General features: G+C 68.9%; 14 protein-coding genes. 10 read left to right on the top strand and 4 right to left on the bottom strand.

From position 1 onward, the window contains the following. Positions 1-51 precede the first annotated feature (51 nt). The 4 genes from ABZO29_RS01355 to ABZO29_RS01340 all read left to right on the top strand — a co-directional run bounded on the left by ABZO29_RS01355 (position 52) and on the right by ABZO29_RS01340 (position 5,000). Positions 52-915, top strand: a complete 864-nt coding sequence (locus ABZO29_RS01355; protein ID WP_367318274.1) for a Gfo/Idh/MocA family oxidoreductase — start codon at positions 52-54, stop codon at positions 913-915. A gap of 239 nt (positions 916-1,154) precedes the next feature. Beyond that, positions 1,155-2,345: a sugar ABC transporter substrate-binding protein gene (locus ABZO29_RS01350; protein ID WP_367318273.1), complete on the top strand. Its 1,191-nt coding sequence runs from the start codon at positions 1,155-1,157 to the stop codon at positions 2,343-2,345. Next, a complete protein-coding gene (locus ABZO29_RS01345; protein WP_367318272.1) occupies positions 2,345-3,928 on the top strand; it encodes a sugar ABC transporter ATP-binding protein in 1,584 nt (527 codons plus the stop codon). Before ABZO29_RS01350 ends, ABZO29_RS01345 begins: the two co-directional genes overlap by 1 nt. 10 nt (positions 3,929-3,938) lie before the next feature. Further along, complete coding sequence (locus ABZO29_RS01340) at positions 3,939-5,000, top strand: ABC transporter permease (protein ID WP_367318271.1); 1,062 nt, start codon at positions 3,939-3,941, stop codon at positions 4,998-5,000. A gap of 162 nt (positions 5,001-5,162) precedes the next feature. Here ABZO29_RS01340 and ABZO29_RS01335 read toward each other — a convergent pair whose 3' ends face one another. Together ABZO29_RS01335 and ABZO29_RS01330 are read right to left on the bottom strand one after the other, a co-directional pair. Then, positions 5,163-6,080, bottom strand: coding sequence for a SpoIIE family protein phosphatase (locus tag ABZO29_RS01335; RefSeq protein WP_367318270.1), 918 nt, complete (start codon positions 6,078-6,080; stop codon positions 5,163-5,165). 171 nt (positions 6,081-6,251) lie between these two features. Then, on the bottom strand, positions 6,252-7,019 hold the full coding sequence (locus ABZO29_RS01330; RefSeq protein WP_367318269.1) for a hypothetical protein: 768 nt from the start codon (positions 7,017-7,019) through the stop codon (positions 6,252-6,254). Positions 7,020-7,204: 185 nt separating this feature from the next. On the opposite strand from ABZO29_RS01330, the gene ABZO29_RS01325 reads away from it, so the two are divergent. From ABZO29_RS01325 to ABZO29_RS01310, 4 genes are all read left to right on the top strand, one after another. Continuing rightward, entirely contained in the window at positions 7,205-7,642 is a 438-nt protein-coding gene (locus ABZO29_RS01325) for a response regulator (protein WP_367318268.1), read from the top strand. Further along, the gene (locus ABZO29_RS01320) at positions 7,639-8,517 is read left to right on the top strand and encodes an SMP-30/gluconolactonase/LRE family protein (RefSeq protein ID WP_367318267.1); all 879 of its coding nucleotides are present in this window, start codon (positions 7,639-7,641) and stop codon (positions 8,515-8,517) included. The genes ABZO29_RS01325 and ABZO29_RS01320 overlap by 4 nt, the downstream gene beginning before the upstream one ends. A 67-nt stretch (positions 8,518-8,584) precedes the next feature. Continuing rightward, positions 8,585-9,907 (top strand): histidinol dehydrogenase, encoded by a 1,323-nt coding sequence (hisD, locus tag ABZO29_RS01315; protein ID WP_367318266.1) that lies wholly within the window; start codon positions 8,585-8,587, stop codon positions 9,905-9,907. Continuing rightward, complete coding sequence (locus tag ABZO29_RS01310; RefSeq protein WP_367318265.1) at positions 9,904-10,674, top strand: SDR family NAD(P)-dependent oxidoreductase; 771 nt, start codon at positions 9,904-9,906, stop codon at positions 10,672-10,674. Before hisD ends, ABZO29_RS01310 begins: the two co-directional genes overlap by 4 nt. Before the next feature lie 74 nt (positions 10,675-10,748). Here ABZO29_RS01310 and ABZO29_RS01305 read toward each other — a convergent pair whose 3' ends face one another. Both ABZO29_RS01305 and ABZO29_RS01300 read right to left on the bottom strand, forming a co-directional pair. Then, positions 10,749-11,420: a response regulator gene (locus ABZO29_RS01305; RefSeq protein WP_367318264.1), complete on the bottom strand. Its 672-nt coding sequence runs from the start codon at positions 11,418-11,420 to the stop codon at positions 10,749-10,751. After that, entirely contained in the window at positions 11,417-12,943 is a 1,527-nt protein-coding gene (locus ABZO29_RS01300; RefSeq protein ID WP_367318263.1) for a histidine kinase, read from the bottom strand. The genes ABZO29_RS01305 and ABZO29_RS01300 overlap by 4 nt, the downstream gene beginning before the upstream one ends. A gap of 218 nt (positions 12,944-13,161) precedes the next feature. Between ABZO29_RS01300 and ABZO29_RS01295 the strand changes: the two genes are divergently transcribed. Together ABZO29_RS01295 and ABZO29_RS01290 are read left to right on the top strand one after the other, a co-directional pair. Next, the gene (locus ABZO29_RS01295; RefSeq protein ID WP_367318262.1) at positions 13,162-14,010 is read left to right on the top strand and encodes a fumarylacetoacetate hydrolase family protein; all 849 of its coding nucleotides are present in this window, start codon (positions 13,162-13,164) and stop codon (positions 14,008-14,010) included. Further along, positions 14,010-15,737, top strand: a complete 1,728-nt coding sequence (locus tag ABZO29_RS01290; protein ID WP_367318261.1) for a bifunctional 3-(3-hydroxy-phenyl)propionate/3-hydroxycinnamic acid hydroxylase — start codon at positions 14,010-14,012, stop codon at positions 15,735-15,737. The genes ABZO29_RS01295 and ABZO29_RS01290 overlap by 1 nt, the downstream gene beginning before the upstream one ends. Positions 15,738-15,740: the final 3 nt, after the last annotated feature.

Below are 15,740 nucleotides of genomic sequence, written 5' to 3'. Positions count from 1 at the left end.
CTCACCTTACGAACATAGTCACTCCGCCGGACTATCTCAACGCGGTCGGCGATGTCATGGGCACCTGGCCCCCAGCCGAGTGTTCGACCGACCGCCGCACGAGACGCTGCCCGCCCATGGCCGTCGCGAGTCCCGGCGGCCACGATCGCTTCGTACGTTGTTCGCCGGGGAGGGACTGGTGCCCCCGGCTGCGGCTGGTCGTGGTCGCGGAAAGGGATGCGGGGCCTCCTCACCTCACCGCCAAGGCCGCCATGGACTCCCTGGCCGTCAGCTACCGAGCCGGCCCGTGGGGCGTGGAGACCTCCATTGCGGTGCCGGTTCGTTCACCAGCGGTACCAACCGCATAGTCGCCGACGCGCTGCGGATGGCGGCCTCGGCCCGCGGCGTTTTTCTGCAGGTGTCGGCGTCGCCGTAGTCGCGGGCTCCCTGGAGGGTTCTCGCGGGCAGCGGGCAAGACCAGGAGAGACAGCCACCGTTCGGCGAGCTTCCTGCTGCGACGCCGACCTCCTGGTGATCACCACCGGCGTACACGAGGACCTCGTCGAGGAGCCCCTCGACGCCGGAGCCCACGTCGTCACCGAGAAACCTGTCTGCCTGGACGTCGTGCGCACCCGCAAGCTCGCCGCCCGGACCCGGGACGCCGGGCTGCTGCTGGAGGTCGGGGCGATGCCCGCCCGCGACCCGGCGCTGCACGCGGCCCCTCGCCCACGTGCCCGAGCCCGTCGGCGGCTTGCGCCGGACGCTGAATTCTCCAACTGCTGGAGCAGGGATACCGGGTGCGCAGACCGTGCGCACCCTCAGGCGCGAGTCCGAGGTCCTGACGCAGCTCAGCGACACCCGAACGGTGAACAGCGGCGCGTTGAACTTCGTGCCAGCGCGTTGTGCAACAACCCGCCGTGCGCCTGCTCTCCATGATGGCTGCTTCCGGATGCGACCAATGTCGTAGTGCGTTCCGCCGGGTATTGCGGGTCCTTTCACCGAAACAGCCATTTCAGGCGAGTCGCGTGGACGATGTCGCGGCTCGCCGGTGCAGCCAAGCTGACGGCTACACCCCGTCGGCAGGGACGACGACGCGGTCGGCGGCTCCGGGCTTGCTCGGAGCATCGGCGGCTGCTCCCGCCGCGGACCGCAGCCACCGGCGAGAAGAGGCAATCATGTCCATCTCCAGCGATGCTCGTACGCCCCGAGTGCCAAGAGCCTTCCCGCGCCGTTGGGAGACTCGCGCACTGGCGGTGATGGCCGTCGCGGTCTGTCTGACTGTGACGAGCTGTGCAGCCACGGACGGTGACGGCACCAGCGGCTCCCAGGCGTTGAAGGGTGACGCGAATCTGGAGGCGGCGAAGGAGGTCGTCGAGATCTACTCCAAGCCGACGCCCTTCCCCGTCGATCAGCCGCTGACCCGAGGACTGGCGTCAGGCCAGCGTATTTCCTTCATGCAGTGCGCCTCCCCGTTCTGCGCCCTGCTGGCCCAGCTCTACGGTATGGGGACCAAGACCATGGGTACGGCGCCGGTCGACACTGTCAAGAGCGGCCACTCGGCCGACGGTGTGCAGACGGCCCTTTCCTCGATCACCGCCGACGACCCGGCAGCGCTGCTGCTCCCCGCGGTCAACCTCGGCTCGGTCGGCGCGAGCATCAGGAAGCTCAACCAGGCGGGCATCCCCATCGTCGGTGCCGGCGTCATGGGGGGCCCGGAGCAGGGCATCGACGCGCCGATCAACGGGCCGATCAACTACGAGCGGCAAGGCACGATTCTTGCCGACTGGGCGATCATGACCGGAGGCGGCGACGCGAACATCGCCTGGTACCGCAATCCGGAACTCGACTTCACGAAGGTCTCGACGGAGGCGTTCACGAAGGAACTGAAGAAGAACTGCCCGGGGTGCACCGTGCGTTACGTCGACATTCCCCTGTCGGCGATCGGCACGACCGCCCCCAGCCGAGTGGTGAGCGATCTTCAGGCCCATCCCGACACCGACATCGCCGTCTTCAGCAGCCTGGAGACCGCCACCGGCCTGCCACCCGCGCTGCGCAGTGCCGGCATCACCGACGTGAAGATCGCCGGCTCCGCGCCTGTGCCGGCCAACCTGCAGGACATGAAGAACGGCGGCATCGACGCCGCGGTCGGCCTGGACGCGGGTGTTCTCGCCTTCACTCAGCTCGACGCGGCCGTACGCCTGGCCACCGACCAGCCCCTCACCGACGCCCAGAAGGCCGGTGAGGTGCCCCTGCAGCTGATCACCAAGGAAGACCTTCCCGCTGACGTGAGCAAGGGCTTCTCGGCGTACCCGGACTTCATGCAGCGCTTCTCCAGGCTGTGGGCCAAGGCGAGAAAGGCCGACTGATGGGTCACTCTGCTTCTCAGGCCTCCGGCATCGCCGATGTGCCCGGTGCACCGGCTCTCATCGACACGCCGGCAAGCCAGGACCGGCGCGGCGCCGCACGACCGGTGCTGCGCGTTCACGGGCTGTCGAAATCCTTCGCCGGGACCAAGGCCCTTGACAGCGTCGGCTTCGAGGTGAACGCCGGTGAGGTCGTTTCGGTCGTCGGACAGAACGGTTCGGGAAAGTCCACGCTGGTCAAGGTTCTGGCCAGCATCCATACCCCCGACCCGGGCGCCGTGATCGAGCACCGGGATATACGGTTCATCCACCAGGACCTCGGGCTGGTGCCCGGTCTGTCGACGATCGAGAACCTGGACATCTCCCGCCCGCTCGGGCGGCGGGGCTTCCGGTGGGCCAGTGCACGCGAGGAGCGGCAGGCCGCGGAACGGATGATCCGGCGGTTCGGCGGCGATTTCGACGTCACGGAGCCCATGGCTGGGATCTCGGCGGCCGAGCGGACCATCGTGGCCATCGCCCGCGCGATGAGCGATTGGTCACCGACGGGGAATGTGCTGGTGCTCGACGAGCCGACGGCGGCGCTCGGCGCGGCCGAGGCCGATCTGCTCTTCGACGCGGTGCGCAGGGTGGCCGCTGAGGGAGCGGGAGTCGTCTTCATCTCCCACCGCCTCGACGAGGTGCTCGGTTTGTCCGACCGCGTCGTCGCCCTGCGGGACGGCAGGCTCGTGGCCGATGTCCCGGTGGGCGAGGTCGACCACGACCGGCTGGTGGCGTTGCTCGCGGGAAGCGAGCTGGCCGAGTTCCGGATGGACCACACCGGCGAGCGAGGCCGCCGCGCTCTGCGAGCCCGTGGCCTGGTCACTGACGTCCTGCGCGGTGTGGACCTCGACATCTACGAGGGTGAGATCGTCGGAGTCTGCGGGCTGCTTGGCTCAGGGCGCGAGCACCTGGCGGCTGCCCTCTTCGGTGCCATCGACCGGCACGGCGGTTCGGTGACCGTGGCCGAACGTCCTCTGCAGGCCGCCGATCCCGCAAGCAGTATCCGGCACGGACTGGCCTATGTGCCCGCCGACCGGTTGCGCCAGGGCGCCGTCATGACCATGACGGCGATGGAGAATCTGACCCTTCCCTGGCTGCGTCCGCTACGCAGCGCGTTCGGACGACTGGACCGGTCAGCGGAACGGGGACAGACGAGGGTTTGGACGGATCGCGTCGCGCTGCGTCCGCCGCAGCCGGACCGGCCGCTGTGCCTGTTCTCCGGTGGCAACCAGCAGAAGATCGTGATGGCCAAGTGGCTGCGCATGTCGCCTGCGGTGCTGCTGCTGGACGAGCCCACGCAGGGCGTCGACGTCGCAGCCAAGGCCGCGATTCACGGGCTGATCGCCGAGGCCCGGGCGGCGGGCACAGGCGTCCTCGTCTCCTCCACGGACACGGGGGAAATCCTCGATCTCTGCGATCGGGTCCTCATTCTCAGCGACGGCAGGGTGAGTGCCGAACTTGGTCGGCACGAGCTCAGTGAGGCCCGCCTGATCAGCGAAAGTCTCGGGCTGTCCAAGACGTCCGCGCCCAGCGACCCACTTGATTGAGATGAGCCACATGACCGTGATTGATGACACCGAGACGCCCGCCGAGCGCACGTCACCCGAACGTGCACGCCCGCCCCACCGACTCCGTGAGGCACTGTCCTTCCGCCGCATCAGCGCCATCTACATCTTCGCCGCGCTGTTTCTTCTGTTCTCGCTCTGGGTGCCGAACACCTTCCTCGACGGGGACACCTGGAAGGCCATGCTGGACGACCAGGCCATCACGGCACTGACCGCGGTCAGCCTGGTCATCCCGCTGTCCGCCGGAGTCTTCAACCTGGCGATCGGGTCCCAGGTCGCCGTCGGGTCGATCCTGTCGGCGTGGCTGCTGTCCCAGCACCTGCCGATTCCCGCCACCGTCATGCTCACCCTGGTAGCGGGCGCCGCCATCGGTCTGGCGACGGGACTGCTGATTGTGCGCGCCCGGATCGACTCGTTCATCGCGACCCTGGGCGTGTCTTCGGTCTTGCTGGCGATCACGACCTGGATCTCCGACGGCCAGCAGATCCTGGACCTCGGTGCCGCCTATCAGGAACTTGCCACGGGGCAGTTGTTCGGCATCACCTATCCCGTCTACTTCCTGGTGGTCGTGGCATCGGCCCTCTGGTACGTCCTGGAACGCACCCCTGCGGGCCGCCGGGTCTACGCCACCGGCGGGAATCTGGACGCCGCGCGCCTGGCCGGCGTGCGCACCTCCACCACGATCGTGCTGTCGCTGATCGCCTGCGGGGTGATCGCCTCTGCTGCGGGCACTCTGGTCTCATCCCGTCTGGCCACGGGGGACCCGAGCATCGGCCCCGGTTATCTGCTGCCCGCGTTCGCCGCGGCGTTCCTGGGATCGACGCAGTTCCGCGGTGGCCGCTACAACGTGTGGGGCACCGTCATCGCCGTCTACGTCCTGGCTACCGGGGTCAAGGGACTGCAACTGGCCGGGGCACCGGTGTGGATTCCGGACCTCTTCAACGGGCTGGCGCTGCTGCTCGCCGTCGGGATGGCTGTGCGGCGGGGCGCCACGGGCCGCACTTCGGCGATCGCCCGGGTCCTGCGGCGCCGCCGAGCGTCACAGGAGGCATGAGACATCGGCTGCGGCCACCCCCGCCCTGCGCGGGGGCGGCCGCAGCCGACGAAAGGGAGGGCAGAAGGGGGCGGAACTGGCCTGTCAGGCAAGAAGCGGGCGAACGCTGGTGAACGGAACAGGCCGGCGGTCGGCCCGTTTGTTGCGCATGCTCAGGCCCGATCACAGCAGCGCGAGTTTGTCTTCCTTCTTCGGGATCAGGGACTGTTCGGCCCAGATGGTCTTGCCGCCGTCCGAGTACCGCGTCCCCCATGCCTGCGTCAGCTGGGCGACGAGGAACAGCCCACGGCCGCCCTCGTCGGTCGTCCGGGCACGACGCGAGTGCGGAGAGGTACTGCTGCCGTCGGACACTTCGCAGATCGGGGTTCGGTCTTTGATGAGGCGCAGCTGGGCCGGTCGTGCCCCGTACCGCAGAACGTTGGTGACCAGTTCGCTGACCACCAGTTCCGTTGAGCACTGCAAAGCGTTCAAATCCCACCGCTCCAGCTGTTCGGCGACCACGGCACGCATGCGCGCGACCTGTTGGCGATCATTGCTGATGTGCCATGTGCCATGTGCCATGTGCCATGTGGCGTAGGCGTCGGGACTCATCGCGCGGGTGCGGGCGAGCAGCAGCACGGCGTCGTCCACGGGGCAGCGGTGGACCAGTGCATCCACCGTCTCCTGGCACATCTGCCCGAGTGCCCGCCCCTGTTGGGGACGGGTGAGGTGGTGACGCAGTTGCCGGAGCCGGGATGACAGCTCCCGGCTGGGGCCCTGCTGGACAATGCCGTTGGTGTACAAGGCCAGGAGGGTCCCTTCTGGGAGCGTCGTCTCGGTGGACTCGAAGGGCAGGCCTCCCAGCCCGAGCGGCGGACCGACCGGCAGATCTACGAACTCCGCCGTACCGGACGGCCGAAGGGCGATGGGCGGCGTGTGCCCGGCGCTGGAGAAGGTGCACTGCCGGGAAACGGGATCGTAGACCGCGCACAGGCACGTGGATCCCACCAGGCGCTCCCCATGCGGCGCCCGCTGAGGCACCTTCCTGACACGCCTGCGAACAGGCCCGTTCACCGTCGAGGGACGTGTTCCGCTCGTCATCCATGCGCCGCACCGCGTCATCGAGATGAGCAACCACCTCCGAGGGCTCCAGGTCGAGTTCTGCCAGCGTCCGCACCGCGGTGCGCAACTGTCCCATGGTGGCCGCGGTGGGCAGATCGTGACCCACCACGTCGCCGGTGACCAGCGCCACGCGCGCACCTGAGAGCGGGATCACGTCGTACCAGTCGCCGCCCAGGCCGAGCTCGCCTCGTTGTGCCCGAGCAGGCTGCGCTGCAGGGCGAGGGCGGTGGCGCGCTCGTGGCTGTAGCGGCGAGCGTTGTCGATGCTCACGGCGGCGCGAGCGACGATCTCCTCGGCCAGCAGGAGATCGTCCTTCTCGAACCGTTCCCGCGACGTTCCACGGGCGAAGGTGACCACTCCCAGTGTGATTCCACGCGTGACGATCGGTACGTACACGTGCGAGTAACGGTCGGCCCATGCGCCGACGCCGATCCTGCCGCGCCAACCGGCGGTGCTCGGCTCGCCGGACACCCCCAGCTCACCGTTCCTCGTCGTGACCGCGCCGATGGTGAGCGCCTGAAGCTGGGCCGGGCAGGAGCCACACGCGCACACCGCGGAGATTGCTGTGTCGGGGGCGATTGCGTCCGAGCCGACCGATGAAGCCGGCTGCTGCGGTCGGACGGCAGCACAGCGAAGGACACCATGCGGGCCCAGCGGCCCCGAAGCCGGTGACCCACCGTGGAACACCTCCTCCAGCAAATGCACGCAGGTGGTGTCGGCAAAGCGGGGAACCGTGGTGGCGGCCAGTTCCGTCGTCGTCAGATGAAGATCCAAGGTGCTGCCCAGACGACTTCCCACCTCCGCGACGAGCCCGAGTCGCTCACGGGCGTGAACCCGTTCGGTGACGTCGAGGATCGCCTGTGCCACCGCGAAGACGTCACCGTGGTGGTCCCGCAGGGGAACATGGAGTCGGCCCACACGTGCTCGTGCGAAGGATCGGCCGGAATTCAGTCACGCGACCGGCACGACAAATGTCCGGTCGGCAGTGCCCGCAACATCCGGGCCATGTGCCGTCAGTAAGACGATCTCCCCGAGCGTGCCGCGGACTTGACTGGAGCGGCCTCCTACCGGAGGTGCCGAGTCGAAGCGTCCAGGGGGCAACCGTGAGGACCAGCCGGATCACCGACGGCAGTGTGACCGCGCTGCTGGTCGTCGACGACGTCCGTGTCCGGGAGGCGATGAGGGACCTGTTGTCCGCGGCAGCCGGTTTCCGGCTGGTCGCGGCGGTCGCCGATCCCGCCGAGGCCGTGGAGCAGGCCACGCTTCACGCCCCGGACATCGGCATTGTCGATCTGTGGTCCACCGCCGATCAGGTATCGAGAGGATTGAATGTGGTCACGGCTCTGTGCCAGTGCGAGGTGGCGGTGCTGGCGCTGACTCCGAGGGAGCGGGTCGGCGCACTGGCCCTGGAGGCGGGAGCCGCCGCCTTCGTCGACAAAGGATGTGGAGCCGACCAGGTCCTGGAGGCGGCCCGCAGCGTTGCCGGGATCCGCGGCATGCCGACCGCCTCGCGCGGCGAGATCCAGGCGGACCCGGCGTGAGCGGCACCCGGCCGGCTCCCGCCCCAGCCCCGCTCCCGCTCAGCGAACGGATCGTCTACCCCGAATCGCCCCGGTGGAGGGACGGCGCGCTGTGGTTCTCCGACGTGCACGACTATGCCGTCAAGCGGACAACCGCCGACGGCTGCGTGCACACAGTCGTCGGCGTGCCCGGACGTCCGGCCGGGCTGGGCTTCCTGCCCGACGGACGCCTGCTGATCGCCAGCGCTCTCGACCGGTGCCTGTGGATCTGGGACGGAAAGGCCCTGACGCTGGTCGCGGACCTGAGCGGGATGACCCGCGGTTTCCTCAACGACATGGTCGTCGACGGCGCCGGACGGGCGTTCGTCGGTGACACCGGTTTCAACCTCATGGCCGGTGAGGAGCCACGGCCCGGTCAGGTGATCCTCGCTGCCGAGGATCCGCGGACCCGCGCATTCCGGACCCGGGTCGTGGCCCGTGACGTGGTCTTTCCCAACGGAGCGGCTGTCTCCCCGGACGGCCACGCGTACTGGGTGGCCGAGACCGCCGCCCACCGCGTCTCCCGCTTCCGTGTCACCGCCGACGGCGATCTCGTGGAGCGGCGCACCTTTGCCGAGCTGCCCGACATGCCCGACGGCCTCTGTCTCGATGAAACCGGTGCCCTGTGGGTGGCCCTGCTGCGGCGAGGGGAGTTCCGGCGTATCGGCGCCGACGGAACCACGACGGACGTCGTGTCCGCGGACGGCCGACTCGCCGTGGCGTGCACGCTCGGCGGGCACGATCGGCGCACGCTCTTCCTCTGTTCGGCCGCCACCACCATGGCCGACCTCGCCCGCGGCATGAGCAACGGGCTGATCCACACCCTCACAGTGGCTTCCGGCGCCGGCTGGCCCTGATCGCCTCCCGGCTCCCCGCACCGTGCGTCCGACGCACACCCCACCCGCACACCGACAAGGAGTTTCCATGCCTCAGATCCTCAAGGGCGCGACCTCGCCCAGCAGCGCCCGAGTCACCGACAACCGGGTGAGAGAGACCGTCGCGGGAGTCATCAGTGACATCCGCGCCCGAGGAGACGAGGCGGTGCGCGCCTACTCGGAGAAGTTCGACAACTGGTCGCCGGCCTCCTTCCGGCTCACGCAGGACGAGATACGCAGCATCGTGGCGGGCGTGCCCGAGACGACGCTGGACGACATCCGCACCGTGCAGCGCAACGTGCGCGAGTTCGCCAGGGTGCAGCGCGAGTCGATCGGCGACTTCGAGGTGGAGACCATGCCGGGCGTCTTCCTCGGCCAGCGCAACATCCCCGTCAGCGCGGCCGGCGCCTACGTGCCCGGCGGACGGTATCCGCTGGTGGCCTCCGCCCACATGACCATCGTGACCGCGAAGGTCGCCGGAGTGGAGCGCACGGTGGCCTGTACGCCGCCCATCAAGGGTGAGATCCCCGCCGCCACCGTCGCCGCCATGTCGCTGGCGGGCGCCGACGAGATCTACCTGCTCGGCGGTGTGCAGGCGGTGGCCGCCATGGCGGTCGGCACCGAGACCATCGGCCGGGTCGACCTGCTGGCCGGACCGGGCAACGCCTACGTGGCCGAGGCCAAGCGCCAGCTCTTCGGCGAGGTGGGCATCGACCTGTTCGCCGGCCCCACCGAGATCCTCGTGGTCGCCGACGAGCACGCCGACCCCTTCGTGGTCGCGGTCGACCTGCTCTCCCAGGCGGAACACGGACCGGACTCGCCCGCCGTGCTCATCACCACCTCCGAGCAGGTCGCGCGGCAGACACTGGAGCACATCGACACGCTGCTGCCCACGATGTCCACCCAGGACTACGCCGGCCCCGCCTGGCGGGACCACGGGCAGGTCGTCGTGGCCGCCGACCTCGACGAGGCGTACGCCGTCGCCGACGGCTTCGCCAGCGAGCACGTGCAGATCCTCACCCGGCAGCCGCGGGAGGCGCTGGAGCGGATGAGCCAGTACGGGGCACTGTTCCTGGGCGAGGGCACCTGTGTCTCGTACGGGGACAAGGTCATAGGCACCAACCACACCCTGCCCACCCGGGGCGCTGCCCGCTACACCGGCGGCCTGTGGGTCGGCAAGTACCTCAAGACCGTCACCTACCAGGAGGTCGTGAACACCGGCTCCAGCGCGGAGCTGGGCGAGCTGTGCGGACGCGCCGCACGCGTGGAGTTCTTCGAGGGCCATGCGCGCTCCGGCGACGTCCGGGCCGCGAAGTACGCCGGCGCCGACCTGCCGTGGGCCCCCGACGTCTACCGGGCCGAGTCGGCATGAGGGTGCTCGAGGGCCGTACGGCCCTGGTGACGGGAGCCGGCAACGGCCTGGGGCGGGCCATCTCGCTCGCCCTGGCCGGCGCCGGGGCTCGGGTGATCCTCACCGGGCGCACGTCCGACAAGCTGGAGCGGGTGGCGCAGGAGATCGGTGAGAAGGGCGGCGCCGCACGTACGGCGGTCTGCGACACTTCCGATCCGGACTCCGTGGAACGGCTGCGCGTGGAACTGGGCGACGAACGGATCTGCACGCTGGTCAACAACGCCGGCGTGGCCGGGCCGGTGGCTCCGCTGGTCGACATCGACCCCAAGGACTGGGACGACGTCTTCGCCGTCAACGTGCGGGGGGTCTTCCTCGTCTGCCGGGCGTTCCTGCCGGCCATGATGGCGGCCGGACGCGGCGACGTGATCAACATCGCCTCGGTGACCGGCAAGCGTCCGCTGGCCCGCCGCACCCCCTATGCCGCCTCGAAGACGGCCGTACTCGGACTGACCGCGACTTTGGCCTGCGAGGCCGGTGCGCACGGTGTGTCCGTGAACAGCCTCTCACCGGGGCCCGTGAGGGGGCCGCGCATGGAACGCAACTTCCGTCTGGAAGCGGAGCGGACCGGCACTGATGCCGCTGCCGCGGAGGAGGCCTTTGTCTCGCGTTCCGCCCTGGGCCGGATGGTGGAGGAGGACGAAGTGGCCGCCGCGGTGGTGGCCATGCTCCAGATGCCCGGAATGACGGGCGCGGACGTGGACCTCTCAGCCGGGATGATCGCCCGCTGAGAGGCCGGGCCCGGCACGACAGGACGTCGGCTCCGTGAGCCGGTGGCCATGCCCTGGTCGGTATGGCCACCGGCTCACGGAGCCGACGTCATCCCCTGGCGGATCGCCCACAGAGCTGCCTGCGTCCTGGACGTCACCCCGATCTTCAGCAGGATGCTGCTGACATGCGTACGCGCCGTACGCTCGCTGATGGTCAACGCATCGGCGATGTCCCGGTTGCTGTAGCCGTCGGCGACCAGTACCAGCACCTCTCGCTCACGCTGGCTCAAGGACGACAGGCCGTCGGACACGCCGGTCAGCGCGCGAGTGATCTTGCGCGCCACGGCTGTGTCCAGGTGGGTCTCGCCGGCTGTCGCGGCCCGGATGGCGGTCGCCACTTCGTCGGCCTCGGCGTCCTTGAGCAGGTAGCCGGACGCCCCGGCGGCCAGCGCGGCGCGCACCCGCTCGGTTTCGCTGAAGCTCGTCATCGCCACCACCTCGACGCCGGGGTGGAGTTTCTTGACCGCCTGGATGCCGGACACCCCGTCGAGTCGGGGCATCACCAGGTCCATCAGCACCACGTTCGGCATGAGGCCCCGTACCGCTGCCGTGGCGAGGAAGTCGAGTGCGGCCTGAGCGTCGCCCGCCTCTCCGACCACCTCCATGTCGGCCTGCAGGGACAGGAATGCCCTCATCCCCTGCCGCACGACCGCGTGATCGTCCACGACCAGTACCCTGATCGGCTCGTGTCCTGCTTGCCCGCTCATCGCGCCGTCCCTTCCTTCATGCCGTCGTCCGGGGAACGCAGTACTCCGGGAATCGCGGCCCGTACGGTGGTCGGCCGCCCGGGGGAGGAGACCAGCGTGAACGTGCCGCCCAGCCGTGTGATCCGCTCGGACATGGAGACCAGTCCCAGGTGGCCCGGGTGCGGTGTGTCGGGGTCGAAGCCCTGGCCGTCGTCGCGTATCTCGATGAGGAGGTCCCGCCCGTCCGTGCCCTCGCACCGGATGTGGACTTCCAGCTGCTGCGCCTCGGCGTGTTTCACTGCGTTGATCATCGCCTCGCTGACCATCCGGAACAGGTCGGTCTCCTGTTCCGGGAGCAGCGGCAAGGGGTGCTGAGGAGTCTCTATGACAACGGGCAGATGATGGCGGGCCTCGATGGCTGCGGCGTGCCGCCTGACGGCGGAGACCAGTCCCTCTTCATGGAGGGCTTCGGGACGGAGCTGGAAGATCAGCGCCCGCATCTCCGCCAGTGCGCCCTGAACCAGGTCCCGCAGTTCGGCGAGGCCGGCCGTCACCTCCGGCATGGGAGGTGAGGCCTGTTCGGCCAGCATCTGCACCGCACGGCTGCGCAGAGTCATGGAGAACAGGGCCTGGCTCACCGAGTCGTGCAGGTCACGGGCCAGGCGGTGCCGTTCGTCCAGAGCGGCCTTCGCCTCGAGCTGAACCAGCATCCGCGCGTTGTCGACGGCCACGGCCGCCTGGTCGGCGATAGCCGACAGGAACGCCATGTCGGAGTCGGAGGGCTGACTGCCTTTCAGATAGAAGCCGTTGAACACCCCGACGGTCGTACCGCGCACGATGAGTGGCAGCACGGCGATGGTGTGCCAGCTCTGCCGCCGGCTGATCTCGTGCAGCGGTGCGAAACGCTCGTCGGCCAAGGTGAGTTCGCGCCATCCTTCGACCACGACGGGCTTGCCGGTCTTGAAGACCTCTGCGGACAGCAGGGGAGCTCCCCGCTCCCGGCAGGCCTTGAGACGGTCCACATAGTCCGGCGTGCCCGGGTAGTCACCGCACGTGCCCACCTGCCGCAGCTCGCCCTGCTCGTCCATGATCAGGAAGGTGCACGCTTCCATGCCCGACGCGTGCCGGACGTCCCGCGCCAGGGAGTCGAGGCCTGTCGTGAGCGACTCGGCGAAGGCAATGCTCGCAGAGGTCCGGCTGAACGCCTTGAGCCGCCGTTCCTGTCGCCGTGCGTCGGTCACATCACGGAATCGGACGATCCGAACGGGCCGCGGAGGCGTCCGTACCACCGCCGGCATGTATTCGATCTCCCGGTCCCCGAGGGCCACGACGGCCATGACACCAGGATCCGCGCCGACCACAGGCAGGGGGAAGTCGGCAGCGGGCAGGGCGCGCAGGTCCTCGAGCCCAAGGCCCAGAATGTGGCAGCCTGCCTGGTTGACATGCTGGAAGTGCTCGCCGTTCGGGCTGAGCACGGCGATGCCGTCGACTGCGCTCTCCACCAGCTCGACGAGTACGGCCAAACCCATGTTCTCCAGGGACACGCTCGAAGGGTCTCCCACGTGCCCCCCTTTCGCATAGGGCAAATGTCCTGTCTGTAGTTGCCTGGTCGGCCGCCCGATGAGTCCGTGTCCGCGCGTGCGCTGAGCGTCAGCTGTCGGATGTACCGGGCGGCGGTCAGGCCGGAGACTCGCGTCACGCCAGTGTGACGCCCACGTTGCGCCCACCGGCACTTCCTGCGTTCCTTTCCGAAAGGCTTCCCATGCGGTTGGCGAATCTAGGCGGACGGCTGTCCCTCGTACACGGCGACGGCCTGGTCGACATCGAGCGACTCAGCGGTGGGCGCTTCGGCCCCGATCCGCAACGGGTCTTCGAGCATTGGGATGAGCTGTCCGGCTGGCTCGAGACGACCGACCTCGAGGCCGCCGAGGTGCTCCCGTTCCGGCCGGAGGACCTTGGGCCGCCCGTCCCGGCCCCCCGGCAGGTTTTCGCCGTCGGACTGAACTACGACGAGCACGCCCGTGAATCCGGCTTCGTGCGCCCGGCCGCGCCACTGGTCTTCACCAAGTACCTGTCCTCGCTCACCGGACCGGTGAGCACCGTGGAGCTGCCCACGGACACCGTCGACTGGGAGGTGGAGCTGGTCGCCGTGATCGGGCGTGAGGCCCGGCACGTCTCCGCGGACGAGAGCTGGTCCCACGTCGCCGGACTCACCGTGGGCCAGGACCTCTCCGAACGCACCTCCCAGCACGCCGGCCCCGCTCCGCAGTTCAGTCTTGCCAAGTCCTTTCCCGGCTTCTCGCCGACCGGCCCCTTCCTGGTCACGCCGGACGAGCTCGACGATCCCGAGGATCTGGCGCTGAGCTGCGAGGTCGACGGCATGGTGCTGCAGAAGGGACGCACCAGCCAAATGATCTTCCCGGTACGGGAACTGATCGCCTACCTCTCGTCCATCGTGACCCTCCACCCCGGAGATCTGATCTTCACGGGTACGCCTGCCGGAGTCGGCGCGGGCCGGACCCCGCCGCTCTACCTGCGGCCGGGGCAGACGCTGCACAGCCACATCGCCGGCCTGGGCGACCTCCGGCAGACCTTCACCGGAGGTGCCTGATGCCCACCGAACCGCGATCCCACAACGACGCCTACACCTCCCTCCCTGCGGACGGCGACAAGATCCACGACCTGCTGATCATCGGCGGAGGCTCCGTGGGACTGACCCTGGGGGCGACCTGGGCGATGCTCGGCCGCGACGCCGTCGTCTTCGACCGGCAACCGAGCCTGTACGGCCTTCCCCGGGTCGGGCACATCGATCACGAGATCATGCGGATGCTCCAGCAACTGGGCGCCGAAGGCCCCACCCTCGAGGACGCCTACGCGACCAAGAGCTACACCTGGATCAACGCCGAGGGCGAGACCCTGCTGGAGTTCCCCTGGGGCGAGGAGGGCATCTCCGGCTGGCACTCCGACTACATGCAGAACTCCGCCATTCTGGAACGCAGCCTGCTCGACCGGATCCTCCGGTCCCAGACCGTCGCGCACATGCCGGGCTGGGAAGTCGTGGACCTGCTCCAGCACGACGACCACGTCGAACTGACCGTGGAACGCACCCGCTCTGTCCCGGGTGAGCCGCGCCCCGCCCTCACGGGCGAGCACCGTCAGTTCCGCGGCCGGTACGTAGTCGCCTGCGACGGTGCCAACAGCCGGACCCGCCAGATGCTGGGCATCGACCGCGACGATCTGGGATTCAACGAGAAGTGGCTGGTCATCGACGCCCGTATCAAGCGTCCGTTCTCACTGGCCTTTGACTCCGGCCAGGTCTGCGACCCACGCAGGCCGACGACCGTACTGCCGTTGGGCAAGGACCACCGACGGTGGGAATGGCATCTGCGACCGGATGAGAACCCCGAAGACTTTCTCCGACCGGACAAGGCATGGGAGCTGCTCGCCCCGTTCGACGTCACCGAGCACGATGTTGAGCCGGTCCGGCAGCTCGTCTATACCTTCGAAGCGCGGATCGCTCATCGCTGGCGCTCCGGCCGCGTCTTCCTGGCCGGTGACGCCGCCCACACGATGCCGCCCTTCATGGGCCAGGGCATGTGCTCGGGCATGCGGGACGCCCGCAACCTTGCCTGGAAACTCGACCTGGTTCTCTCCGGTGCGGCCGACGAGCCACTCCTTGACACCTACCAGGCCGAGCGTGACCCCCATGTCAGGGACTGGACGGTCATCTCCTTGGAGAGCGGCAGGATTCCTTGCATCATCGACCCGGAGGAGGCCCGCAAACGCGACGAGATGTTCCGCGCCGGCTTCCGCCCGCCCATGCCGGACTTTCCGCAACTGGTCGACGGAATCCTGCACCGCACAGCCGGCGGCAGCCCGGTGGCGCCCGCCGGGGAACTCGGGCTCCAAGGACGTGTGCAGATCGCAGACCGGACCGACCTGTTCGATCGTCTGCTGCCCACCACCGGCTTCACCGTCGTCAGCATCACCGACGACCCACGCACCGTGCTCGGCCCCCGGCGCACCGCTGCTCTGGAGCGCCTCGGCTGCCACTTCTACACAGTGCGCCCCGCCGCTTTCGGGCCGAACAGCGGGTCCGGCACGCCGAGCCCCACCGACATCGTCGACGTCGACGGAACCTATGTGGAGTACTTCCGTACCCGAGGTATCGAAGTCGTCATCAACCGGCCGGACTTCTACGTCTTCGGCGGCAGCGAATTGGCCGGCCTGGCAGCGCTCGCCGACGACCTCCTCGACCAGACCACGGCCGCGCAGTCCACCGCTGAAGGCCAGGACCGGGAGCCTGTCACGGCAGTCCGGGAACGCGATCACGTATGAGCA

Origin of the sequence: Streptomyces sp. HUAS ZL42 (assembly GCF_040782645.1) — a bacterium.
Classification (GTDB): Bacteria; Actinomycetota; Actinomycetes; order Streptomycetales; family Streptomycetaceae; genus Streptomyces.
This window is presented reverse-complemented; position numbering and strand designations above follow the sequence as displayed.

Bases quoted from the DNA above. Each gene is read 5' to 3' on its own strand.
- ABZO29_RS01350 (WP_367318273.1), top strand. From the start codon at position 1,155: ATGTCCATCTCCAGCGATGCTCGTACGCCCCGAGTGCCAAGAGCCTTC.
- ABZO29_RS01335 (WP_367318270.1), bottom strand. From the start codon at position 6,080: ATGACGAGCGGAACACGTCCCTCGACGGTGAACGGGCCTGTTCGCAGG.
- ABZO29_RS01340 (WP_367318271.1), top strand. From the start codon at position 3,939: ATGACCGTGATTGATGACACCGAGACGCCCGCCGAGCGCACGTCACCC.
- ABZO29_RS01305 (WP_367318264.1), bottom strand. From the start codon at position 11,420: ATGAGCGGGCAAGCAGGACACGAGCCGATCAGGGTACTGGTCGTGGAC.
- ABZO29_RS01355 (WP_367318274.1), top strand. From the start codon at position 52: ATGTCATGGGCACCTGGCCCCCAGCCGAGTGTTCGACCGACCGCCGCA.
- hisD (WP_367318266.1), top strand. From the start codon at position 8,585: ATGCCTCAGATCCTCAAGGGCGCGACCTCGCCCAGCAGCGCCCGAGTC.
- ABZO29_RS01295 (WP_367318262.1), top strand. From the start codon at position 13,162: ATGCGGTTGGCGAATCTAGGCGGACGGCTGTCCCTCGTACACGGCGAC.
- ABZO29_RS01345 (WP_367318272.1), top strand. From the start codon at position 2,345: ATGGGTCACTCTGCTTCTCAGGCCTCCGGCATCGCCGATGTGCCCGGT.
- ABZO29_RS01290 (WP_367318261.1), top strand. From the start codon at position 14,010: ATGCCCACCGAACCGCGATCCCACAACGACGCCTACACCTCCCTCCCT.
- ABZO29_RS01310 (WP_367318265.1), top strand. From the start codon at position 9,904: ATGAGGGTGCTCGAGGGCCGTACGGCCCTGGTGACGGGAGCCGGCAAC.